15 protein-coding genes are annotated in these 23,561 nt (G+C 68.1%); 8 read left to right on the forward strand and 7 right to left on the reverse strand.

Annotation, left to right across the window (positions count from 1 at the left end; translation table 11 throughout):
* Positions 1-6: 6 nt before the first annotated feature.
* Positions 7-1,194, reverse strand: coding sequence for a hypothetical protein (locus QHF85_RS05870; protein ID WP_281326066.1), 1,188 nt, complete (start codon positions 1,192-1,194; stop codon positions 7-9).
* 115 nt (positions 1,195-1,309) lie between these two features.
* On the opposite strand from QHF85_RS05870, the gene QHF85_RS05875 reads away from it, so the two are divergent.
* The 5 genes from QHF85_RS05875 (at position 1,310) to QHF85_RS05895 (ending at position 8,802) form a co-directional block, all read left to right on the forward strand.
* Positions 1,310-2,221, forward strand: coding sequence for a fibro-slime domain-containing protein (locus QHF85_RS05875; protein WP_281326067.1), 912 nt, complete (start codon positions 1,310-1,312; stop codon positions 2,219-2,221).
* Between the two features lie 149 nt (positions 2,222-2,370).
* Entirely contained in the window at positions 2,371-3,744 is a 1,374-nt protein-coding gene (locus QHF85_RS05880) for a serine protease (RefSeq protein ID WP_281326068.1), read from the forward strand.
* A 105-nt stretch (positions 3,745-3,849) separates the two neighbouring features.
* Positions 3,850-6,705, forward strand: a complete 2,856-nt coding sequence (locus QHF85_RS05885) for an AAA family ATPase (protein WP_281326069.1) — start codon at positions 3,850-3,852, stop codon at positions 6,703-6,705.
* A gap of 227 nt (positions 6,706-6,932) precedes the next feature.
* Positions 6,933-7,565, forward strand: a complete 633-nt coding sequence (locus QHF85_RS05890) for a hypothetical protein (protein ID WP_281326070.1) — start codon at positions 6,933-6,935, stop codon at positions 7,563-7,565.
* Between the two features lie 394 nt (positions 7,566-7,959).
* Positions 7,960-8,802 carry a hypothetical protein gene (locus QHF85_RS05895; protein WP_281326071.1) on the forward strand — a complete coding sequence of 281 codons (843 nt, stop codon included), beginning with the start codon at positions 7,960-7,962 and terminating at the stop codon, positions 8,800-8,802.
* A gap of 13 nt (positions 8,803-8,815) precedes the next feature.
* Here the strand turns inward: QHF85_RS05895 and htpX are convergent, their stop codons facing one another.
* From htpX to QHF85_RS05920, 5 genes are all read right to left on the reverse strand, one after another.
* Positions 8,816-9,775 (reverse strand): protease HtpX, encoded by a 960-nt coding sequence (gene htpX, locus QHF85_RS05900; RefSeq protein WP_281326072.1) that lies wholly within the window; start codon positions 9,773-9,775, stop codon positions 8,816-8,818.
* Positions 9,776-9,943: 168 nt separating this feature from the next.
* On the reverse strand, positions 9,944-10,783 hold the full coding sequence (locus tag QHF85_RS05905) for a CBS domain-containing protein (RefSeq protein WP_281326073.1): 840 nt from the start codon (positions 10,781-10,783) through the stop codon (positions 9,944-9,946).
* 132 nt (positions 10,784-10,915) lie between these two features.
* Entirely contained in the window at positions 10,916-13,294 is a 2,379-nt protein-coding gene (locus QHF85_RS05910; protein WP_281326074.1) for a nitric-oxide reductase large subunit, read from the reverse strand.
* A 273-nt stretch (positions 13,295-13,567) separates the two neighbouring features.
* Positions 13,568-14,368, reverse strand: a complete 801-nt coding sequence (locus tag QHF85_RS05915; RefSeq protein ID WP_281326075.1) for a hypothetical protein — start codon at positions 14,366-14,368, stop codon at positions 13,568-13,570.
* 173 nt (positions 14,369-14,541) lie between these two features.
* Positions 14,542-15,636, reverse strand: coding sequence for a LuxR C-terminal-related transcriptional regulator (locus QHF85_RS05920; protein WP_281326076.1), 1,095 nt, complete (start codon positions 15,634-15,636; stop codon positions 14,542-14,544).
* Between the two features lie 281 nt (positions 15,637-15,917).
* Between QHF85_RS05920 and QHF85_RS05925 the strand changes: the two genes are divergently transcribed.
* A complete protein-coding gene (locus tag QHF85_RS05925) occupies positions 15,918-18,320 on the forward strand; it encodes a hypothetical protein (RefSeq protein ID WP_281326077.1) in 2,403 nt (800 codons plus the stop codon).
* 118 nt (positions 18,321-18,438) lie between these two features.
* Here QHF85_RS05925 and QHF85_RS05930 read toward each other — a convergent pair whose 3' ends face one another.
* Entirely contained in the window at positions 18,439-18,981 is a 543-nt protein-coding gene (locus tag QHF85_RS05930; protein WP_281326078.1) for a hypothetical protein, read from the reverse strand.
* 129 nt (positions 18,982-19,110) lie between these two features.
* On the opposite strand from QHF85_RS05930, the gene tssI (QHF85_RS05935) reads away from it, so the two are divergent.
* Together tssI (QHF85_RS05935) and tssI (QHF85_RS05940) are read left to right on the forward strand one after the other, a co-directional pair.
* Entirely contained in the window at positions 19,111-21,318 is a 2,208-nt protein-coding gene (gene tssI / locus QHF85_RS05935; protein WP_281326079.1) for a type VI secretion system tip protein TssI/VgrG, read from the forward strand.
* A gap of 6 nt (positions 21,319-21,324) precedes the next feature.
* Complete coding sequence (gene tssI / locus QHF85_RS05940; protein WP_281326080.1) at positions 21,325-23,559, forward strand: type VI secretion system tip protein TssI/VgrG; 2,235 nt, start codon at positions 21,325-21,327, stop codon at positions 23,557-23,559.
* Positions 23,560-23,561 lie beyond the last annotated feature (2 nt).

Here is a 23,561-nt window from a genome sequence, read left to right on the forward strand (position 1 = left end):
GACGCCCTATCCGGGCGCCGACGAATCCGTCGCCGCGGGCGCGTCCATGTCGAGCAGCGCGGCCGCTGCCCGCGCTGCCCGCTGCTCCTTCGCCTGGGGGAGCGCGGCGAGCGAATCGAGAATCGGCCTGGCATAATCGCCGTGCGCGCGGAGCCAGGTCGCGGCGGCCGTCTTTCCCGTCCGCACCGTCGCGACGTGCGCGATGAGGCGGACGACGCCCGGATCACGGACCAGCAAGAGCTCTTGCGCGATTCGATGCAACCAGGGCACCGCGATGGTGAGCTTGCCGGCGAAGATGTCCGTCCCGACCAACCATGCAATGCGCGCCGGATACCAGAGCAGCGTGTAACCAAGGCTCGCGCCGCGAGCGACCTCGTCGGCGTCGCCGGCGCAGAGGGCCAGCTCGTAACGCAGTGCCTTCGCCGAATCGTGGAGCGGCGCTGACGGGTTCGCGAGGGCGTGCAGCAGGGCGAAGAATGCGCGCGGCTCCTCGTCGGAGACGTCTTCGGGTTTTCGCACGGTCGCGAGCTCGGCGCGGAGCGCGGCGGCCACCGCGGCGGGCAAACGGAGGAGGAGCCACGGCAGAACGAGGGCGAGGTGATGCATCGCCGCATTGGTGCGGTTCGGAATCTTCAAGAGGTCGGGCCAGGGGGACGCGCGCTTTGCTTCGCCGACGAGGTGCTCGGTGAGCGTGCGGGCCACGGGCTCGGTACCGAGGAACGCCTCGTACAGGAAGAGAACCTCCCGGAAGCGCCAAGCGCGATACGTATCGCCCATTCCTCGTGCGTGCGGGGCTCGCAGCGTCGTTCGCAGGAGCTCGAGATCCACCACGGGCGGCGCCGCCACCGCCGCGTCGCGCGCCTCCCTCCGTTGCGCGTTCTCGGCGGGGTAGTCTGGATGGACGAACAGGTTGGGCCCGTGCGAATATCCGACGAGGTATCGTGCTGCGACGGCGCGTGGCATGACGAGAGGCAGCATGTGTTCAATGGCGTCGAGCGCCTTCGAGGCGAGCCGGACGGCCGCCTTTCCCTTGACCGGCTCGTCGGTGATCACGCGCATTTCGGGCCAACCGCGCGCGAGGCGCTCGTCGTCCTCCGCCGTGAAGCCGAGACCGGGCCCTGGCGCGCTCGGAAAGCCATGCGGCGCGAGCGCGGCGGCGATGGGGCTCTGTTTCTTTCTGGGTCCACGCGACATGCGCCGAAGAGCATGCACCCGGCCAGGAGGGGCGTAAAGGGGAAGCGTTTCGATGCGGTCGTGCGGCGCACGGCATGAGCTTCCGCGCCGTCCGGCCCCATGGTATCCTCCAGCAATGCGCACCACGATCCTTTCGCTGCTTGGCATGCTGCTCGTCCTCGGTTGTTCGTCCGGTGGGGGCACGGGGTCCCCGACGGGTACATCGACTGCATCCTCGGGTTCGGCGGGTGGAGGAAGCGGCGGCGCCGGGGGCGGGGCCGGCGGCGTGGGCGGCGAAGGCGGCCTCAATCTCACGACGTCCAGCGGCACCGGCGGCGATACCGGCGAGGATTGCTTGAGCACCCTGACCATGCGGGTGCGCGATTTCTCCGAGAGCCACCCCGACTTCCAGTGGAGCGGCCACGCCAATTTCGGCCAGCTCACGGGGGTTCGTCCGGGCATCCTGGCCGCCGAGCTGGCCAAACAGCCCGACGGCAGCTTCAAGCCGGTGTACGTCGCCACGAACGAGGTCAGCCCGGATGGCCCGAGTTACGCGCCTTTCACCGGCGCCGCCCATTTCGATGCGTGGTACCGGGACACCCCCGACGTCAATTTCGCCACGAACGTGCAGATCCCGCTCACGGGCAATGGCTCGACGCTCGTGTACGACGACGCCAATTTTCATCCGATCGACGCATCCTTCGGCTTCGGCAACGAAGGTTTCGAGCTGAATGGCATGCCGAACAACTGGCACTTCACCACCGAGGCGCTCGTCTCCTTCCGTTACAAGGGCGGGGAGGTGTTCACGTTCCGCGGCGACGACGACATCTGGGTGTTCATCAATCACCGCCTCGCCATCGACCTCGGCGGCATCCACGGCCCCGAGCTGGGCACCGTCGATCTCGATCAGAGCGCCGAGCAGCTCGGCCTGGTCCTCGGCGGTGTGTACGATCTGCAAGTCTTCCACGCGGAGCGGAACTACTCGGGCTCGAATTACCGATTCGAGACGAGCAACTTCTGCTTCTTGCCGGTGGACCCGCCCAAGTAGCGCTCGGGCGCCGGGATCTCTTCGCCGTCGTTTTCTCGTGCGGCGTGAACGATTAAATATCGTTAATGTGCAATCTCCGCGTCGGGTCCTAGGATCTTCGGTACGCCCCGGATCCTTCCCCGGGGTCGCTCTTGCCGGAGACGAACGACATGCGGACCCCCACCCGAGAACGCACCCACGATACCTCCCCCGCGACGCGCCTCGCGAGGTCCTCGGCCGTCGCCTTGGCCGCGGCCTTTCTCGCGTTTCCCGTGGCTGCCCGCGCGCAGACCCAGGGCGGGGACGTCGTGACCGATCCTGCCCCTCCGCCTCCCGCGCCGATGCTGGCCGTCGCGTCTTCGCCGCCCGCAGCGGTCCTCTCCACGCCCGCGGCGCCCGCCGATTCCTCGGAGAGCGGCACGTGCGGCAAGGCGGGGCTCGAGCGCGTCGCGGAAGCTGCGCGGCGCGGTACGGTCCGCATCACCACGCATACGAACTGGGGTGGAGGTTTCTTGCTGGACGACACGCACGTCGTGACCCATCTCGGCGTCGTGGCGAGGCCGTTTCAGCTGCGCGTCCATGCCCGCGACGGCCTCTCGATTGGCGCGAAGGTCGTCTTCGTCGACGCATTCGAACGCATCGCCATCCTGGAGCTCGAAGCGCCCATCCCTGGAAAGGGGCTCGAGCTCGCGGCCTCGGCACCCGTGATCGGCAGCGAGGTCGTCGCGATCGGCGTTTTCGTCGACTTCGGCGAGCGTGAAGAGCGCTTCCCGGCCTACCGCCGGGGCATCGTCAGCGACCGCGACGACGATCTGATGTCGACCGACGCCCTCGTCGGGACAAACCACATCGGCGGCCCGCTCCTCGACTGTCAGGGCCAGGTGGTCGGCATGATCATTCCCCCTCCCTCCTTGCTGGTCTCGGGGGAGGCTCCGATCGGTCACGCGGTCCCGGTCGGAAAAATACGCGAGGCACGCGCGAACGTGGGAAAGAAGCCGTACGAAAGCCGACCTGGCGTCATCCTCGGGTTCGCGACCGCGTTCGCTGCTCAATTCGAGCGTGACAAGGGATTCGTCGGCGCAACGCTGGGCATTCCGATGCTCTTCGCCGATCAATGGGAATTCTTGCCCCGCTTCGGCGGCTTCGCGCAGGTCCCTGCGCAGGGCGACGTGGAGCTGCCCCTCGGGCGGACGGACACGGCGCGGCTCACTTGGGACGTGCGCTTCGGGTATCGCATTCCGCTCGTTTCGTCGCCCGCGTCGGTCTCGCTCGTTCCATCGCTCGGCGCCGGCTTTCACTGGGATTATACGAAGGAGAAAACCTACAGTCTCGTGCTCGAGGATCCGACGTGCATGAGCCAGACGGCGCCGTGCTCCTTTCGAATGAACGAGCACGAGCAGGCGTCCTGGAAACGTGGTGACGTCTTTTTCGCGGGCCTGGGCGTTTCTGTGAATCTCATGACGTTCGGATACGAGCTGCGCGTGGTGCCGTCGCCGGACGTGAAGTTCATCCATCAGGTCTCGCTGGGGATTTCGACCTTCTGAACGCGCGCCCCCACCCTGCAGGACCGCCGCCCGCCGCGCGACCCCTTAACGATTTTTAAACGCCCGTTGCGCCGGCGTCGGCCCGTGGTGGTAGCCTGTCCGCCCGTGACGACCCTGCTGCCCGGTACGTCGGCGCGCGGCGCCTTCATCGGGCGCGCGCGGGAGCTCCACGCGCTCGGGGAGCGCATCGACGAAGGCGCCCGGCTCGTCACGATCACCGGCGCCGCAGGCATCGGCAAGACGCGCCTCGCCCTCGAGTGGGCCGCGTCGGCGTCGGTCCTTTCCGCGTGTGGCGGGTCGCGGCTCTTGTTCTGCGATCTCAGCGAGGCGAAGGGGATCGACGACGCGTGCGCGGTCCTCGCCCGCGCGCTCGACGTGCCCCTCTCCGCAGGCGGCACCGCCGACGAGGTGGTGGCGCAGCTCGGGCGCGCCCTCGCCGAACCGCCGCGGAGCGTGGTCATCCTCGACAACCTGGAGCAGCTCGTCGACATCGCCCCGCAGATGCTGGGCCCCTGGCTCTCGTTCGCGCCTCGCGCGCAGTTCGTCGTGACCTCGCGCGAGCGTCTGCGGCTCGATGGTGAAGCGTGTCTCGGGCTCGAGCCGCTCGGCGTGCCGCCCGCGGAGGAGCGATCGCTGCGGGCGATCGCCTCATCGGACGCCGTCGAGCTCTTCGTGGCGCGGGCGCGGGCCGTGCGCTTCGGCTTCGAGCTCACCGAGGCCGAAGCCGAGAGCGTCGCCGCGATCGTTCGGCGCGTCGACGGCATCCCGCTGGCGATCGAGCTCTGCGCGGCGCGGGTGGGCGTCCTCGCGCCGGGGCAGATCCTCGATCGGCTCGCGCGCCGCTTCGAGTTGCTCGTGACGGGCGCTCGCGGCGCGCCCGCGCGCAAGGCGACGCTGCGCGGCGCGATCGACTCGTCGTGGGAACTCCTTACGCCGTGGGAGAAGGACGCGCTCGCGCAAGGCTCGGTGTTCGCCGGTGGCTTCTCGCTCGAAGCCGCGGAGGCGGTGCTCGATCTCGGCGGCGGAAGGGAAGGGGGGACGCCGCCGGTCCTCGACGTGCTCCAATCGTTGCACGACAAATCATTGCTCCGGGCGTTCGATCTTCATGCGCCGGGCTCCGCGGGCGAGCGCCGCTACGGCATGCTGGAGAGCCTGCGCGAATATGCCGAGGAAAGGCTCGACGAGCTCGGCGGCAAGGAGGCCGCCGCCCGGCGCCACGCGGCGTATTTCCTCGGCATGGCGGGCCCGAGGGAGGCCGCCTTGCCGAGGGTGATCGACGTGCGCCGCGCCTCGCTGGAGGCGAGCAACCTGATCGCCGTGTGCACGCGCGCGCTCGCACGGCAGCCTCTCACGCCCGAGGACGCGGAGGCCGCCCTGCGCGGGCTCCTGCTGCTCGAACCCGTGCTCCTCCTGTGCGCCAAGGGCCGCCTGGAGCCGTATGTGGCGATGCTCGATGCCGCGCTCGACGCCGCGCCGGCCCCGCCGGCCGTACGCACGCGGGCGCTCTACACGCGCGCGCTCGCGGACCTGCTTCGGGGACGGGTGCTCGACAGCTTCCTCGGCTTTCAGCGGGCGCTCGACGAGGCGCGCGCGGCGGGCTCGCGCGCCGACGAAGGGCTCGCCCTCACCAAGCTCGGGCTGATGTTCGATCAGGCAGAGCGCCCGGACGACGCGCGCTCCTGCTTCGATCGAGCGCGGGCGATCGCCCTCGATCTCAATGAAACATCGCTCCACGCCGACTGGATGCTCACCTACGGCGGCGCGCTCAACTGGCGAGGGCGAGCCACGGAGGCCCTCGGGTACGTGGAGCAGGCGGCCTCTGGCTTCGAGGCTGCTCGGGATCCGAGGGGACAATCCCTGGCCCTCGCGCAGGTCGCCCTGGCGCGCCTGAGCCTCGGCCGGGTCGACGATGCCGAGCTCGCCGGAAGCCAGGTCCTCGCCCTGCTCCGGGAAGACCGGCGCACCGAGGGGTACGTGCTCGGCATCCTCGGGCGCGTCCAGCAGGCGAGGGGCCGGTTCGTCGAGGCGCGCGAAAAGCTCGGGGCGGCGCTCGCGATCCACCGCGCCGTGGGTGATCGATGGTCGGAGGGCGTGCTCCACGGCTACCTGGGCGACGTCGCGTTCGAGGAGGGCCTGCTCGGCGACGCGCGGACCGCGTACGGCGAAGCGCTCGCGCGGCTCCACGGCACCGGGGAGCGGCACTATTCGATGGTTTTTCTGGCCGCGCTCGGGGCCGTCGAGGCTGGGCTCGGCCACGCGGACGTCGCGACGCGCCACTTCGAGGCCGCCGCCGCGAGGCTCGGCGGCGGGCGCGTGCTCACGACGAGGATCGCGGTGGCGCTGCACTCCGCCCACGCGGACGCGTGGCGCGCGCGCGACGCCGCGGCGGCGGGCGACGGGACGGCCGCGGAGCGATATCGCCTCGCCGCTGCTGCGCCGATCGCCATGGCCCAGGCGCCGGCGCCCGACGGCACCTGCGCGCCGGCGGGTTGTTCGGAGGACGTTCGCCTCGCCGTGCGCCTGCTCGAGCGCGCGATCGCCTTGCCTGCGGCCTCGGCGCGAGAACCTGGCGAGCCGCTCGCGCCTGCGATCGCGAGGCTCATCGTGGGCCCGGAGGCTCGCTGGTTTCGCGTTCAGAATGGCCCCCCGGTGCCTTTCTTGAAGGCGAAGGCGGCGCGCCTCGTGCTGGTTTGTCTCGTGCGCGCGCGCATCGATGCGCCGGGGCGCGGCCTCTCGCTCGCGGAGCTCTTCGAGGCCGGGTGGCCCGGGGAGAGGATCCCGCCCAAGGCGGCGGCGAACCGCGTCTACGTCACGCTCACCAAGCTCCGAAAGCTCGGCCTTGGAGGCCTCTTGCAGAGCCGCGATGACGGCTTCTTGCTCGATCCCACGGCGGTCGTCCTCGAGTCGCTCGACCCCGAGTCGCCGCCGAGCGGTCTCCCGATCGGGCCGGGCGGCTCGTAGATCTTGCGCGGCCAAAGGCGCCGGTCATCCCGCGCGCCGGGGTTCCTTCGCGACAAACGGGCGACGGGCCCGCTGCCGGCGGAGCCGCTTAAAACTTTTTAATTCGATACAGACGCGCCGGTCGTGCCGTTCCGGGCGGCTCGAAATGAGGTAGAACGTCGGGAAATCCAGGGTGAGCGTGGCCCTGTCTCGTCCCGCGTCGACCCCATTCATCCCGTCGAGGTATCATGCGTACTTGGCCGATTGTCGCAGCAATGGTCTCTCTTGGCACGGTTCTCGTGGCCGCGCCCGCGCCCGCGGTCGCCGACGTCCTCGTCCCCGACGCTCCCGACACGAACGGCATCCGCGCGATCGGGAAGGGCATCAAGGAGATCGGGGCCGAGAGCCTCCTCGTGCTCAACTACGCCAAGGAGGGCGACACCTCCTCGATCCGGACCACGAACATCACCGGGCTCTCGTTCCGCTATTTCATCGTCAAGAACCTCAACCTGGAGGCGAACGTCAGCTACTTCTACAAGGGCGACAACGCCGCCGCGCGGCAGGGCGGAATCTTCACGCTCGGGGGGAATTACCTCATCAACATTGGAAAAGGGTTGTTCCTCAATCCCGGCATCGCGGGCGGCGGCTTCTACGGCAAGCAGCCCATCAAGGGCGCGCCGCCAGGCACGCCGTCGCTGACGCTGGTGGGCGGCACCGCGCGGCTCGGCTTCGGGCTCTCGTTTTATGCGAGCCCGAAGTTCAACCTGTTCGCGAGGCCCGAGGCCGTCGTCTTCGTCGGGACGGTGGGCGATGGGACCACCTCGGCCTCGCTCCTCAACGTCGACGGCGGCTTCAATGTCGGGATGAATTACGTGTTTTGAGCCGGGGAAGGTAGCGCGCGGGCGCACCCGAACACCCCTCCTCGGGATGCATTCGCTCGACGTTCCGGCCGGAACGTGGCTTTTTCCGGTCCGTATCGGCCCGACGGACCATTCCGAAGGAGCCCGACTCTCGTGCGACGCGGCGTATCGCGTAGCGTTTCCGTTTGGGCCCATCGTGCGGCCGAGGGAGGGGAAAGTGATGCGTGCAGGGAGCGCGGCCCGCGTACTCGTGGCCATGGTTCCGCTGGTACTCTTGTCCGCGTGCCAGGCGGCGCGGGTCTCCCCCGCACAGGATGCGCGGACGCCGCCGACGACGGAACATCGTCATGGCGCGTTGCCCGCGGCCTCCGCAGAGCGACCATGTCCGCTCCCGTCCGGCGACCCGCTCTGCCCTATGAACAGCGTCTTCCGCGACGCATACGCCGAGCGCCGCACTGCCATGCTCGCGGCCTCCGGACCGGTGATCGTGCAGAACGGCGATGGGCTCGTGTTCCTGCATCGTGGCGAGCGGCTCGAGCGGCCCGCCACGAATGGACGTTATCACGAGCTCAAGGCCGTGGCGCACGTGCCTTTTGCCCTCTATTTGCTGCTCTCCGGGGTGGACGGCCCGATCGACGAGGCGCTGCGCGGCAAGCTCGTTTCCTACGAAGCCCTCCTCAGGGCGGTGCTCTCCACGATCGACGGCAGGTTCTCCGATGCGGCCCAGCGCGAGCGGCAGCGGCGCATCATGACCCGCTCGCTCGCGCTGATCGAGCAGGCCACCCGTGAACGACGCCTGGCGCCGACCACGCTCGGCGCGTTCGTTCGCTCGCAGCGCGCCGACGTCGTGGAGAACGTGAGGGACGCCGCCTACCAGAATGTAATGACCCTGCACGCGCAGGTGACGGCATGGGCGGCGCGCATGACGCCCGAGGAGCGCGCGCGGCTGCGGGTGGTGATCGGAACGGCGCACATGGCGCGCCCCGGCAACCTGGCGTTCCAATACTTCGCGGCCTGGCTCGGGGAGCCCTCCGCCGGTCGCGCCGCCGACGAGCGCATCGCCGAAGGGGCGCGCATCATCGTGGCCGAGAACATCTTCGACGCGGACCGCTCGATCGCGCTCTTCGGGACGCACCTCGTCGATCGAGCGGCCGCCGCGGCATTCTTCGACGAACCTTTGCGCCTCGACCGGGATCTCCTATCGGACGCGGCCGAGGAGGCCGTTCGCACGCTCTTCGGCGGCGCACCTACGCAGTGATGGCGCGACCCCTTCACACGACGCGCGATCGCCGTCCGTAGGACCTTTGCTGCTCGCTGCCGCGGGCGCGTCCCTCGGAGAGCAGCCTTTCGATGCGGTCTTCGAGGGGCGGGTGGCTCGAGAAGAGGGCCATCATGCGGCCGCCGCGGATGCCGAAGGCCTGCATGCTCGCGGGCAATGCGCTCGGCTCGCCTTGTTGCATGCGGAGCCTGTCCAGGGCGCGGGCCATGGCCTGCTTGCCGACGAGCTCGGCGCCGCCGTCATCCGCACGGAACTCGCGACGCCGGCTGAACCAGGCGACGATCAAGCTCGCGAGGATGCCGAAGACGATCTGCAGGACGATGTTGCTCACGAAATAGGCGATGCCCGGACCTCGCTCTTCGCCGTCCTCGGAGCGGCTCAAGAACCGATCGATGAGGAAACCCACGACGCGGCTCAGGAAGATGACGAACGTGTTCAGCACGCCCTGCAAGAGGGTGAGCGTGACCATGTCGCCGTTGGCGACGTGCGCGATCTCGTGACCGAGCACGGCCTCGACCTCGTCGCGCCGCATGTTCCGCGCGAGGCCCGTGGAGACGGCCACGAGGGCCTTGTCACGCCGCGCGCCCGTGGCGAAGGCGTTCATCTCGGGGCTGTCGTAGATGGCGACCTCGGGCATCCCGATGCCAGCCTCACGCGCGAGCCTCTCCACGGTCTGCACCAGCCACGCCTCCTCGGCGGTCCGGGGGACGTCGATGACGTGCGCGCCGGTGCTCCATTTGGCCATCGTCTTCGACAGGAAGAGCGAGATCAGCGAGCCGCCGAAGCCGATCACCGCCGCCGTGACGAGCAGCCCCGGCAGGTTGATGCGCACCCCTTGCTGCACGAGGAAACGTTCGAGGCCGAAAACCTGCGCGAGGAGGGCGAGCATGGCCACGACGGCCAGGTTGGTCAGCACGAACAAAGCGATCCGGCTGATGAATTTTCCTTTCATTCGTAATCTCCACAATCCGAGCAGACTGGCACGGTAAACCTGTGTCGTCTCCGTCCGGGTGCAAGCTGCAAACCGGCGAAGCGTGCCGAAGCTTCCGCGAACCAGACATCGGAAAAGCCGTGGTGACGTGGCCGGTGCGGCCATCCACCGCAGCTCGGGAGAGGTGTCCTAGGCCTTGCGGCCCACGAGCACCGCGAGGACGTCGACGTAGGTGACGATCCCGACGATTCGCTCGGACGCGTCCAGGACGCAGATCGCCGTCTGCCGCTCGTCGAGGATCTTGTCGGCGATCTCGAGCACCGAAGCATCCTGAGGGACGGTCACGACGCCGGCCCGCATGACGGCGCCGACGGTTTTTCCTTCCAGATCGTCTCCGTCGCCTCCGTTCAGCATCGTCGCCGCGTCGCCCACCGAGGCGCGCAGCTCTCGGCTGCTGAACATTCCGACGGCGCGCCCGGCCGCATTGACGACGGGCAGATATCGCAGCTCCGATCGTACGAGCATCTGAATGGCCTCCCGGAGCGCGAGGTCCGTGCTGATGGTCATCACGCGGCGATGCATGATGTCGCGCGCGAGCGGGATGCCACACGAGCCCGCCGTGCCCTTGTGCGCGAGGCGTCCGCGCTCGGCGAGGATGTCCATGCTCGTCAGGATGCCGACGAGACGTTCGCCCTCGTCGAGGACGGGCAGGCAATCGATCCGGCGAGCCACCATGCGGGCGCTCGCCTCTTCCACGCTCGCCTCCGGGCGCGTCGTCTCGACCGGGGAGGTCATCACGTCGCGTACGGCCATGTCGAGCAGGGGCCCGTCCTTCAATCCGAGGATGTCTCGATCGCTCAGGATGCCGACGAGCACCGCGCCGCGCATCACGGGCAGGTGCCGAACGCTCCCCTGGTACATGAGCTGTGCCGCGACGGCCACGCTTTCGCCCTCCTCAACCGTCAGCAGCGCGCGCGTCATCAACTCCTGCACGGGTTTGCCTGCGAATCGCTTCGCTCGTGGCTGCATCGTCACATCGTTCATGGTGCTCGCGGAATTGCAAGGTTCGCACCCGCCGCGATCTCTCGACAGGATCGCGGCGGGCTCACGGTCACCGATGCACGAAATGCGTCCTTCGCGCAGAGCTTGCGCCGCGGTTCGTCACTTCTCTCCCCGCAGCGTGAGCGGCGGCAGGGAAGCGGGCGCGGGGAGCGCTTCTTCGGGGTTCGGCGGAGGGGGCGGCAAGGTCGTGGTGGGGGTCGTGGTCTCTTGCGGCGATAGCGACCAGCCGGTCCGGAGGCCGATCAAGAAATACGCGAGGGCCAGGATTCCCGCGGCGAAGATCGTGTCGCCGAGGACGCGCGACCAGCGGAAGGCGTCCATGAGGGGCGTCTGGAGAAACTCGGCCGATCGCGCGTACCACATGCCCTTCTCCACGCTGGCGATGGCCTGCATGATTCCCACGGGCAAGAGGCTCACGAAGGCCATCGCGGCGAGCCCGATGTTGATGGCCCAGAAAGCGAAGGAGAGGGCGCCCGTCTTCCAGGCGAAACGCGCCGAGACGCCGCGCAGGCAGAACAGCATGAGCCCGAATCCGAGCATGCCGTACACGCCGAACATCGCGGTATGACCGTGCACGGGCGTCGTGTTCAGGCCCTGCATGTAATACAGCGCGATCGGCGGGTTGATCAGGAAGCCGAAGAGGCCTGCGCCGACGAGGTTCCAGAACGCCACGGCCACGAAGAAGTAAATGGGCCATTTGTAGCTCGAGACCCAGGGACGGAGGCCGACCAGGCGGAGGTTGCCGTACGCCTCGAATCCAATGAGCGAGAGCGGCACGACCTCGAGCGCGCTGAACACGGCGCCGAGCGCGAGGACGGGCATGGGCGTGCCCGTGAAATAGAGGTGGTGGAACGTCCCGATCACGCCGCCGCTGAGGAAAATGATCGTCGAGAACAGCGTCGCGCGGCTCGCGGAGCGCGGCCGGAGCAGGCCGAGGCGGACGAGGAGGAAGGCGATGATGACGGTCGCGAAGACCTCGAAGAAGCCCTCGACCCAGAGGTGCACCACCCACCAGCGCCAGTATTCGACCATCGAGAGGTGGGTATGTCGGCCCCACATGAGCCCCGCGGCATAAAACAACGCGATGCCGAGGGACGAGAGCAGGAACAACCCGACCAGGTTCCGCTGGTCGTCACGCCGCGCGAGCGCCGGACGCAGGGCGCGGACCATGAGCACGAGCCAGAGGATGAGCCCGACGAAGAGGAAGATCTGCCAGAACCGGCCGATGTCCGTGTATTCGAGGCCCTGATGCCCGAACCAGAAGCTCGTTTCGAGCCCCATGCGCTGGCGGGTCGAATACCACGTCCCGAAGAGCGAGCCGACGACGATGATGAGGAGGCAGGTGAAGAGGAAATTCACGCCCGCGCGTTGCAGCCGCGGCTCCTCACCGCCCACGGCCGGCGCCATGAAGAGCCCGGTCGCGAGCCAGGTCGTGGCGATCCAGAAGATGGCGAGCTGGACGTGCCACGTCCGCGTGACGGAGTAGGGCAGGATCTCGGCGAGCGGGATGCCATAAAAGCCGGATCCCTCCACGCCATAATGCGCGCTCACGGCGCCGAGCCCGACCTGCGCCACGCACAGCGCCGCAGCGACCCAGAAGAACTTGATGGTGGCCTTCATGGAAGGCGTCGGCTCGAGCTGGAGGAGGGGATCTTTGCGGGGGAGGAGCGACGGGGGCGCTTCCTCCTCGTGCCCCTTCGCGGCAAAGTACCAGGACAAACCGCCGATGCCCGCGAGGAGCAGGACGAAGCTCACGATCGACCAGACCACGATCGGCGCGGTCACGCGGTTGCCCACGAGCTCGTCCGGGGGCCAGTTGTTCGTGTAGGAGACGTGCTCGTCGGCGCGCTCGGTCACGCAGGACCAGGAGGCCCAGAAGAAGAACGCGGTCATCATGCGCCGGCGCTCGGGATCGGGCACGCTGCGAATCGGGATCGCGTAGGCCTCGCGCAGGGAACCGAGCGTCGGGTCGTCGCCGAAGAGGCCATTGTAATGGCTCGCCGTGGCCCGGATGGCTTCGGCGCGGCGGGACGAGACGCGTAGATCGCCGGTCACGGCATCGTACGTGTTCTTTCGAATCTCGGCCTGTACGAGCGCCTCGGCGGCCGCCCGCTTCGGGACGTCGAGCGCTTCGAAGCCTTGGCCGTACTCCGCGCGGGCGATGGCCTCGGCCAGGTAGGTGCCCTCGCGATGAAGCCAATCCGCGGACCAATCGGGGGCCACATACCCGCCGTGCCCCCAGATCGAGCCCACCTGCTGGCCGCCCATCGATTGCCAGACGTTCTTGCCGTCCTGGATGTCGTCGTGCGTGAAGAGCACGACGCCATCGTCGGTGACGACGCGCTGCGGCAAAGGTGGAGCCTTCTGATGAATCTGCCACCCAAAGAATCCGAGGACCGCGAACGACGCCACGATGACGACCGTGAGCGAGATCCACAACCCTCGGAAGGTGCCCTTCGTACTTTTTCCTGTTCCCATGCCCGCTCGTTGCCCTCTCCCCTCCCCACCGGATTGAATGGTGCAACTCGCAGAGCAAGGACCATGCTCACGCGTCGGAAGCTCGGGGCCGCTCCTGCAAATCATGCGTCCGCGCGCAGGAGCGTAGGGGCCCATCCCGTCCAAAGGACCTGGCGTTCGCGTGCGTCGCGCACCGTTTGCACGTGCGCGGCAGGACTTGCGGGATCCGCTCGCCGCGGGGAAGGGCGTCCTCAGGTGACTTCGCCACCTCGGACCGGCGAGACGCTTTCCGGGTCAGGGTATGGGCGGGGGAAGGATGCCGACGGCGTCGATCTCGTTCCAGAGGTCGACCTTCTCGGACGCGAGGTCGATGCGCACGGCGGAGATCGGCGCGCAGGTCTGGGTCGGCGCGGCGAGGACGTGCGCGCAGCTCCCAATGGCGCTCGGGTTCGGGTTCTCGTAAATCACTTTGTCACCTTCGCTCGTGGTGATGGTGATCTTCGAGATGGCGCCCGGGTTGTATGTCTCGTAAACCCAGACTGCTTCGCCGATCACGGGCGTCTTGAAGCCCACGGTCAAAAACTCGTCGGGGTTGTCCAGCCCGAACGTCGCCCAGGCCTTTTTCGCATCGACGCCAGCAGGATAGACGTCCGGCGCCCCGAGGGCCTGCTTGCTCGACCAGTCCACCGGTTGGTACTCGGACGAAACCTCGACCACCTCGTCGGCCCAGACCATCTTGTCAGGCTTCGGGATGGCATTGACAACCTGATTGCCCATGGGCGCGTCTTTGCAGCGCTTCGAAGCGTCGGGCTCATCGACGACCATGCCGTTGTTGCAATTGAGGACGCCGCCCGTGCCGCTGCTACTGCTGCTGCCATTGCTGCTGCTGCTGCTGCTCGTGCCTCCCGTGCCTGCTCCCCCCATGCCTCCCATGCCCCCCATGCCACCGGAGGCGCCGCTGCCGCCGCTGCCGCCGCTGCCGCCGCCGCCGCTGCTGCCGTTGCTGTCAGGCTCGGGGCCTCCGCATCCTGCGAAGCACGCGAGCATCACGAGAAAGGGGGCCACCATCGAGAGCCGTCGCTCATGAATGTTCATTCGATTCGCTCCTTTTCAGATGCCGCTTGTCATGGGCGGGCGGGTGGACCGGTCAATGGTCCCAGCCGACGTGAGGCTTCAAAGACACGTACGCCCGCTGGCTCGCCGCAGCCATACGAAGATGTGCGTACGTGTGAATCGACGGAGCTCCGTCTTTCAGAGGCCCCGTCGTATCAACGAAACAGCGCCACCAGCTCGGGCCGAGAGTGCACGTTGGCCCGCCGATAAATGTTCTCGGCGTGCTTCCGCATCGTCCCTTCCTCGATGCCTAGCCGCAGCGCAATTTCCTTGTAGGACAAACCGGTCTCCACGAGGAACCGCACAATCTCCCGTTGCCGTGCCGTCAGCCTGACATTCTCCAGGGGGTTCGTCCGTCGCGGCCGGGGCGCCTCCTGCAACATCAAGAGGACCAGATCCTCGCCGAGCCGATGGGTCTCCTTCGCGAGCCAATGCGCGGACACCTCGAGATCGTCGCCGCTTTCGTGTGCGATGTGCCACGCGCCTCGCCCGTGCATCTCGGCAATGGCGCGCTCCGCGAACCGCGAAACGATGGCTCGATTTCCGTCGATGCGAGCGCCGGATCGATACCTGGTCACGAGCTCGTGCGCGCGCTGGTTCAGCTCCACGCACCGCCCGCTCCGCGTGACGCAAATGAACCCGAGGCGGCGCTCCTCGACGATCTGCGTCAGGATCGATTGCGAGGGGACGAGGGGGAGCCGCAGGCGATCCAGAGAGGCCTGGATCTCCGCGCGGAGCGCCTTGAGCATCGAGCGATCTCGGTCGGTGAACGTTCGATCTCGCTCCAGCGCGAACGTCAAAAAACGCAGCTCGCCGGCAAGACCGGGGCTCACGCCATTCACCTTGTACCCCGCGGCTTCTCCGAGGCCACAGGAATGCAGAACGTCGATGAGCTCGATCTGCTCGCGGAGAGGGCCGCGGATCGCTTGCGTGTCGGAGATGAGCTGTCCCGGGGCCGCCGGGACGAGCGGCGCGAGCATGAGGGAGAGCTGCTCCACGGGCGCGCTCGCCCAGCCTTCGAGCACGTCGTCGGGGAGGCGCACGGCGTGGCTCACGATCGCGCCGGCGCCGCTCGCGCGCATGCTGCCAATGAGGCCTCCGGCGATCGGCATGCAGACGCGGAGCGCATCGAACACGGCCGCCGGCGCGCCCTGGGCCGGGATTTGCCGCAATGTGCCCGCGACCCCTTCGACCAGGCGACGATCCTCGGCATTCAGAGATTCGACCGCGTCCGCCCTCTGCGCGCCCATGCTCGAGTTCCCTCGCTTGGCAGGAGCGTACGAGAAACGTCGCATCGACTTCAAGGGGGCTCGTGGGCCATGATCTGGATCCCGGGGAGGCTCGCTCGGCGGGGCCCTTCGTCCCGCCCAACTTCCCCAAACTTGCCCGAAGTTGGGGCACAGGCCAGGCGGGATGGTTCGTAAGTCCTCGAAAGGACTTCGTGATCGCGCGGCACGAACCCTGCGGAAGGGGTGCGCGGATCGCGGGCGGACGACAGCTGCGCCGCCGGCTCGAGCCTTCGAGGTGAATCATGGGCATCGCTCGACGTGTCTTCGCTTTCGTGTTGCCACCGCTCGTCACCCTCGCCGACGAGCTCGTCCTTCTCGCGCTCATGGACGGAAGCGGCCGCGCCAAGAGCGCTTGCGGCCGCGGATATGGCGCGGGCGGCGAGAAGCTCATCGAGCTCGCCCGGCACCTGCGCGACGATCGTCGTGTGGCGCGCGTCGTGGCATGTGTCCTCTCCCAGGACAACGTCTCGAAGCGCTCCCAGGGCTTTTTTCGCGAGCTGCACGAGGCGCTCGTCCATTTCGGCGCGGCGGTCACGGGAGGCGCCATGCAGGGCGTCCGGATCGAGCTCGCGGGGCGCCTCTCACGATTGCGAGCGGCGGGCGGGTACGCCGCTGCGTGCGCAGACGATTTCGAGGCCATCGAACGGGCGACCGCACACGAGAATCAGCCGACCCTACGCCTGACGCTGGCCGTCGATTACGACAGCGACATCGCCATCCGCGAGAAGGCAGACATCATCCTCCGGACGGGCATGCAGGACGAGGGCGTGGTGCGGACGAGCGGGATCGACACCTCGCCCTCCCAGTTTTGCCATGGGACGAGCACGTTATGGCCCGAGCTCACGATGACGGAGATCGATCGAATGCTCGCGCGCGCGCTCGAGCGGCGGGTCTCCGCGTTCACGCTCGGGCATGACGCCTTCGCGCTCGCGCGCCTCGTCGAGGAGCTCGCCGGCGCTGCGTTGCCCGCGATGGACCTGACGCTCCAGACTGCATCGAGCCCCGCGGAGGTTTGCGCCCTGCTCGACCGCCTCTTCGCGCCCGGCACGGGGCCGCGCCAGAAAGCCTCCGCCGTGTATACAGGCCCCAAAGGACAGCCGCCCCGGCGCTTCGGCTTGCGCCGGAGCGATCGACACGTCGTGCGAATCGTCCACCACGACCGATGCGCGGAGAGCCCTGCGCCTGCGGGGTTCGATGTGATCGTCGCGCCGGGGCAAACACCAGATGGCCTCACGCTCCCCACGTTTCCCCGACTCGGATACGCGAGCGTCTGGCCTTGCGGGATCGACGCATCGACCGTGGTCACCACGATCGCGCGAGCGGCGCGTGATTTTCTGGACAGCGCGCCCCTCCTCGGGGCCGAGCGCAACCCTGCCCCGCCCGGCCGCGGCCCTGCGTCCGAGGAGGATTGGCTCGATCCGCCCGATGCATTGGGTCGTCTGATCGCACAGGAGCCGGAGGCTCGCCCTGTGGAGCTCGCCGCGAGGATTCCGGATGCGCAGCGGTTGGCATGTTCGCCAGAGGAGATCCCCGAGCGCCTGTTCGTCGCCAAGCTCGCGCGATGGGCGAAGGGAGCCGGTTTGCCGATCGACGACGCGGGTTGTCCGGGCGCAACGAGTTACCTGCGCACGGCGTACCGCCTGTTCCCCGATTGCCAGAGGGCCGAGGTGGTCGCGAAATACATGATCCTGGTCGCCGTGGGTGACGTCCTGTTCGACACGATGCCGGAGAGAGAAACCCCCGAGAACGCGGCACGGAGGCGCGCTGCGTATGCGACGTATTTGCGGGAGGCCCTTCGTGGCGGTTGCGTCCCGCGGGAGGCGCCGGGGTTCGACGGCGCAGCCGTGCTGCAGGCGATCGCCCGGCAATGGGTCGAGATGTACACGCATCTCCGGGATCGTGCCTCCGGCGCCCTGCTCCGCAGGTGGTGCGGCGCGCTCAGTGACCATTACGCCGCGAGCGTCCGCGAATACGAGCAGCCGGTCACGGACAACCCGATGGTCGGGAAGCTCGTCGCGGCCGGGGAAGATTCCCTGCGAGCTGCCCGGGCCATCCTCGGTCATTATGCCCCCCTCGCGTCGCCGGTCATGGCCGATCGCCTGGCCCGGCTCGTGCGAATCTGCTCGGATGAGCCGACCCGCGCCGCCGAGGCGGCACGCGAGCTGCGCGTCCTGCTTTACCTGCTCGACGTGAACACGATCGGCGCGGGCCTCGCGTTCCGAACCGCAGCGCTCACCGTCCCTCGCGACGAGGTCCCGCTCCCGGGCATCTTCGCGCTCGACGCGACCCTCCCACTCCTCGATTTCCGGGTGCGCCTCGCGAATGATCGCTCGGGGTTCGTCGCCGCGTTCGGGCAGGATCGTGATCGTGGGAAAAAAAGCGCCTGCTCGCTGCTCGTCCCCGAGGCGGCCGAGGCCGTCGACCGGGCCGAGGCGCTGATGCGCGCCGTCGAGACGATCGAGCTCGTCTGCCGATGGCTCGACGCGGCGCTCGACGAGACGATCGACGCGCTCGCCGCGGCCTGGCCCGAGATGGGGGCGGCCGTGCGCCGCGGGCGCAAGATCGGCGTGAAGGCGTACGAGGTCGGGCATTACACCTCGCTCTCGGCCGATCAAATGTCCGCGGTGCTCGCGACGCCCGCTTGAGCGCCCGGGCCCTCGCGCGCGTCGCGCTCACATACAGGACTACGGCTCGGGGGGCCGCACCCTTTCTACGCAGAATTGCGTACGCTCGTCCGATTCCTGGCAGCGAACGTTCGGAACGTCAGTTGAGCCGCAAGATGCGTCCCACGAGCCGAAAGAGCCCCCGCGACGCGGCGCTGATGCGGCTCCCCACGAGCTCGACGTCCCCGTCTTCGCGGAGCCGCAGGGCCGCGCGTCCCGCGCGTAGCACGAGCTCTTCGGCCGCGTCGATCGAGACCTTGTCCGCGGAAATGTGTATCTCGCGCGGAAGACGCGTCTGCAGCACGCCGACGATGACCGGGCTGCCCTCGTCGCCGACCTCCACGAGCACGCCGTCACGATTTCGCAGGGCGAGGACGAGCAACTCTTCTTCGACCTCGGGCGCAACGTGGGCCTCGACCGGCTCCGTGGTTCCTCGCCACGTGACGGTCGCGCGACGCCCTTCCAGCGAGACGAGGCGAGCCGAGCACAAAAACGGCGGCCGGTTGCGCGACGTCTGCACAGGCGAGGAGCCGGGCAAGAGCTCCTCGAGCGAAAGTCGCGGGCTTTCCGGCGCGTGCGCCGGCGCCTCCACGGCTTCCTCCACGAACTGCGCGGCCTCTTCTGTCTCCCTGCGACCGGCCATCGGTGCCTCCGCCGCTGCTTCGCGGCTCGCGTCAGCCTAAAACAGCGCGACGCTTTGCGGAAGAGCCCTTGCTGGTCCGCCTCTCCTCTGGTTAGCTTCCACGCGGGTTCTTCGAACCGGGAGACCAGCATGCGGGAGGGCGCCCTCGGTCAAATCATCCTCGCCGCTGAGCATTTGCCCAGCGACGTGCAGGTCCAGTCCTACGACGCGCACGAGGCCATCTCGCTGCCCTATGCCGTCAATGTGGAGTTTTCGACCCGGGATCCAGCCTTTCGCGTGGACGCGTGCTTGCAGCGCCGCGTCCTCCTTCAGGTCGTGGATGGGCGCGGCGGGATCCGCTACTACGACGGCCTCCCGGACCGCGCGGGGCTCCTCGCGTACCGCGGCGGCGACTTCCTCTTCCATCTCCGGCTGCGTCCGGCGCTGGCGGCCCTCGAGCACCGCGAAGGCTCGCGCATCTTCCAGGACAAGAGCCCGGTGGACGTCGTCAAGGCCATCCTGAGCGAGGCGGGCGTCGACGAGCAAGTGGAATGGCGGCTGCGGCAGACCTACGCACCACGCGAGTTCCTTTGTCAATACCACGAAAGGGAGATGGACTTCGTTCATCGCCTCCTGGAGGAGGAGGGCATCTTTTACTTCTTCTCGCACGGGGCCGAGGGGCACAAGCTCGTCTTCGCGGACGATCCGGAGGCATTCGTGGGGGAGGACGGGGCGGAGCCGGTGCTCCTCTCGCGCCGCAAGGGCCTTGGCCCGGGCGCCCAGCCGCTCGTCGCGCTCCAGCGCAAGAAGACGCTGCGAGCGACGGAGATCGAGCTGCGTGACTACGACTTCGAGAAGCCAGATGTGTTCCCGACTGCGAAGGTCCCCGCGCCGGGGCCCATCCCGCTCCGGCATTTCGAATATCCGGGTGGTTTCGTCGCGGGCGCCGAGGGATCACGGAAGGCGAATCGAAGGCTGAGCGCGCTACGGGGCGACCTCGACGTTTGTCAGGGCAAAAGTCGCGCGGCAGGGCTCGTGTGTGGCGCGCCGATGGTGGTCGAGGGGGCGCGCGAGCCGTTCCTCAATGGCGCGTTCGTCGTGACCGAGCTCCGCGCGCGCGGAAAGCAGGGCGGGGATGCCTCGGAGAACGAGTTTTCCGCGATCCCCAAGGGCGCGCCGTTCGCCGCGCCGAGGCGCGCGAAAAAGCCTCGGATCCGCGGCGTGCAGACGGCGATCGTGACCGGCCCGTCGAACGAGGCGCAAGGCGTCCACGTCGACAAGTATGGCCGCGTCAAGGTACGTTTCCTCTGGGATCGCTCGGGCAAACAGGACGATTCGTCGAGCGTGTGGCTGCGCGCATCGCAGCTCGGCCTCGGCGGATCGATGGTCCTGCCGCGTGTGGGCTGGGAGGTCTCCGTGGCATTCGTCGACGGAGACCCGGATCGCCCCCTCGTGCTCGGACGCGCGTACAATGCCGAGAATACGCCGCCGTATGCGCTGCCCGGCGCCGCGGCCGACAGCTCCCTCAAGAGCATGTCCACGCCGGGAGGCGCCGGCCACAACGAGATCAAGATGAGCGACACGGCGGGCGGCCAGGGGATGTCGATCGCCGCGAAGAAGGATCTCAACGTCACGACCGGCCATGACAAGAACGAGACCGTCGGCGTGGACGAGACGCACAGCGTCGGCAGCAACCTCGCGGTCTCGGTGGGCGCGAACGAGAGGACCTCGGTGGGCGCGAATCAGTCGATCGACGTGGGCAACGCGCTCCAGGTCAAGGTGAAAGGCGCGCAGAGCACGTCGGTCGGCGGCAATGACCAGTTTCACGCCAAGGCTGATTTTGTCGAAAAGGTCGGCGGGACACGCGACTCCACCGTGGGCGGGAACCAGATCACCATCTCGTGCGGCGTGCGCCAGCAGATCACGGGCGCATTCACGCGCGAGGTCGGCTCCGTCCAGGCGAACCTCTCGCTCGCTTCGATCGACGACAACATGCTCTCGACCTACGACGAGAAGGCGGGCCTCGCCATCGTGCAGCTCGTCGGCGGCACGAGCGTCGAGACCGTCACGGCGAGCAAGGACCACACGAACCTGGCCGCCGAGCTGCACATGGTCCAGGCCCTCTCCACCGAGGCCAAGGGCGTCAAGAACTTCATTGGCGGAGTCCACCTGCGCAACGTGGCTGGCGATTACATCGTGAAAGCGCCGACGATCGTCCTCGGCGGCGGCGTGGGGAAATTCAACGGCGGCGGGAGCTCGATCAAGTTGAACGGCGGTCCGGTCACGCTGAAGGGCTCCCAGATCTCGATCAAGGCCGTGGGCATCGTGAAGCAGGCGGCGAGCCTGAAGATCGGGTGAGGAGCCATGGCAAACCCTGTCGAGCTCGAACATTCTCTCACGATCGACGGCGCTCCGTTCGACCTGCTCGCGCTCTCCGCGCGCGAGGCGCTCGACGAGATCGGCACGCTCCGGTGCGAGATCACGGATCACGCGGGAGGGCCGGATCCGGCGACGCTCGTGGGAAAACCGCTTCTCCTGACGCTGTCGCGCCGCGGGGGCGACGAGGAGCGGAAATTCGCAGGGTATGTCGTCGAGGCCGAGAGCACGACGACGCGAGGCGACGAGGAGGCAGGGACGCGTCTCGTCGCGCGCCACCACCTCTTTCGCCTCACCCAGCGGGCCGATTGCCGCACGTTCCAGGACATGTCGGCCCCCGACATCGTGAAAGAGGTCCTCACGGGCGCGGGGATTCCGGCGAAGGAGCAGCGCTGGAAGCTCGGAGGCGCGTATCCGAAGCGGGTCTACACGACGCAATACCGCGAGACGGATCACGATTTCGTGCGGCGGATCCTCTCCGAGGAGGGCATCGCCTTTTTCGTGGATTCGAGCAGCGGGACCGACGTGGTGGTCTTTTTCGACGGCGATCCCGAGGCCGTCGAGGGCGACACCGAGATCGTCTTTCGCCCGGCGGAGGGGCTGGCCGCGACCGGCGACGCGATCACGACGCTCTCGCATGAAAGATCGACCGTGCCCGGGCGCGTGCACCTGCGCGACTACGATTTCGAGCGGCCTCGATTGAAGCTCGACGGGAAGGCGGAAGGCGACGACGAGGCCGAGAAGGCGCTGGAGGTGTACGTCCATCCCGGCCGGTTCACCGAGCCCTCCGTGGCGGACCGGCGTGCCAAGGTGCTCCTCGAATCGCTGCGCGCGCGGCGGGAGGTGGTGACGGGGACGACGAACGCGCTGCGTGTCCTCCCGGGGCGGACGTTCGAGCTCTCCGAGCATCCGTACGAGCCGCTCAACCAGGAATATCTCGTCATCGGGCTCGATATCGAGCTCGAGGCGCGCCGAGGGACGAACCGGCGTGGGCAAGGGCAGGGGGAACGGCTCACGTTTCGCGCGATCCCCACTCAAAAAACGACGTACAGGCCGCCGCGTGTGCCGCGCGCAGCGTCGGTCGCGGGAGCGCAATTGGCCGTCACGACGGGGCCGCCTGGCAAGGAGATTCACCCGGACAAACATGGGCGGGTGAAGGTCCTGTTCCCCTGGGATCGGCGGGGCAAGGCGGACGATTCGTCGAGCCTGTGGATCCGCACGACGCAGGTCCCCCTCGGCGGGGGAATGCTGACGCCGCGCGTGGGCTGGGAGGTTTGCGTCGCGTGCGTCGAGGGCGATCCGGACCAGCCCTTCATCGGCGGGCGATTGTACAATGCGAGCACGCCGCCTCCTTATCCTTTGCCGGCGAACAAGACGCGGATGGCGCTGCAGACCGCGACGACGCCGGGCGGCGGATCCTCGAATGAGATCCGCATGGACGACCGCGCAGGCAACGAGGAGATGTTCATGAATGCGTCCCGCGATGGCTCGGTCTCCGCGGGCAACAATGCGACCGAGAGCGTGGGGAACAACGAGACGCGCTCCGTCGGATCGAACCATGCGCTGGCGGTCACCGACAGCATGTCCGCCCATATCGGCGCAAACCAGGACCTCGCCGTGGGCGGCAACCAGACGGTCCACGTCTCGACCTACATGGTCGACGAGGTGGGCAGCCACGCGCTCACCGTCGGGGGAAATCGCGATTTGAAGGCGGGCGGGGATCACAAGCGTACGGTCACCGGCGCCTCGACGCTCTCGATTGGCGGCATGCAGGTCGACCTCGTGGCAGGCTCGGTCGACGAGGAGACCATGGCCACGATGCAGGACAAGGTCGGCGCCGTGCTGGTCGAAATGACAGCCTCCGATCGTACGGTCACCGTGAAGGGGAGCAGGACGGAGACCGCGGGATTGGCGAAGCTCGTCATCTCCAGCGGCGGCCGCGCGGTGGAGGTGGGCGCGGGCCTCAGCCAGAAGGTGATCGGCGCCATCATCAACAAGGTATCCGGGGACCGCGAGGACCAGAGCAAAGGTGATTTCCTGGAGGTCGCCGGGGGCGCGCAGATCATCAAGGCGACGAACGTCAAGTTCGAGGCCGAGAACCTGCTCAGCGTGGTCATGGGCGCCTCGACCCTGACCCTCACGCCGGCTTCGGTATCGATCGCAGGAACGAAGATCACGCTCGACGGCGATTGCGACGAGCTTGGCCTCATCAAGGACAATTGAGC

Source organism: Polyangium sp. 6x1 (genome assembly GCF_029946515.1).
In the GTDB taxonomy this organism is placed as follows: Bacteria; Myxococcota_A; Polyangia; order Polyangiales; family Polyangiaceae; genus Polyangium.

Bases quoted from the DNA above. Each gene is read 5' to 3' on its own strand.
- QHF85_RS05910 (WP_281326074.1), bottom strand. From the start codon at position 13,294: ATGGGAACAGGAAAAAGTACGAAGGGCACCTTCCGAGGGTTGTGGATC.
- QHF85_RS05890 (WP_281326070.1), top strand. From the start codon at position 6,933: ATGCGTACTTGGCCGATTGTCGCAGCAATGGTCTCTCTTGGCACGGTT.
- QHF85_RS05875 (WP_281326067.1), top strand. From the start codon at position 1,310: ATGCGCACCACGATCCTTTCGCTGCTTGGCATGCTGCTCGTCCTCGGT.
- tssI (WP_281326080.1), top strand. From the start codon at position 21,325: ATGGCAAACCCTGTCGAGCTCGAACATTCTCTCACGATCGACGGCGCT.
- QHF85_RS05870 (WP_281326066.1), bottom strand. From the start codon at position 1,194: ATGTCGCGTGGACCCAGAAAGAAACAGAGCCCCATCGCCGCCGCGCTC.
- QHF85_RS05920 (WP_281326076.1), bottom strand. From the start codon at position 15,636: ATGGGCGCGCAGAGGGCGGACGCGGTCGAATCTCTGAATGCCGAGGAT.
- QHF85_RS05880 (WP_281326068.1), top strand. From the start codon at position 2,371: ATGCGGACCCCCACCCGAGAACGCACCCACGATACCTCCCCCGCGACG.
- htpX (WP_281326072.1), bottom strand. From the start codon at position 9,775: ATGAAAGGAAAATTCATCAGCCGGATCGCTTTGTTCGTGCTGACCAAC.
- QHF85_RS05930 (WP_281326078.1), bottom strand. From the start codon at position 18,981: ATGGCCGGTCGCAGGGAGACAGAAGAGGCCGCGCAGTTCGTGGAGGAA.
- tssI (WP_281326079.1), top strand. From the start codon at position 19,111: ATGCGGGAGGGCGCCCTCGGTCAAATCATCCTCGCCGCTGAGCATTTG.
- QHF85_RS05895 (WP_281326071.1), top strand. From the start codon at position 7,960: ATGAACAGCGTCTTCCGCGACGCATACGCCGAGCGCCGCACTGCCATG.
- QHF85_RS05925 (WP_281326077.1), top strand. From the start codon at position 15,918: ATGGGCATCGCTCGACGTGTCTTCGCTTTCGTGTTGCCACCGCTCGTC.
- QHF85_RS05905 (WP_281326073.1), bottom strand. From the start codon at position 10,783: ATGCAGCCACGAGCGAAGCGATTCGCAGGCAAACCCGTGCAGGAGTTG.
- QHF85_RS05915 (WP_281326075.1), bottom strand. From the start codon at position 14,368: ATGAACATTCATGAGCGACGGCTCTCGATGGTGGCCCCCTTTCTCGTG.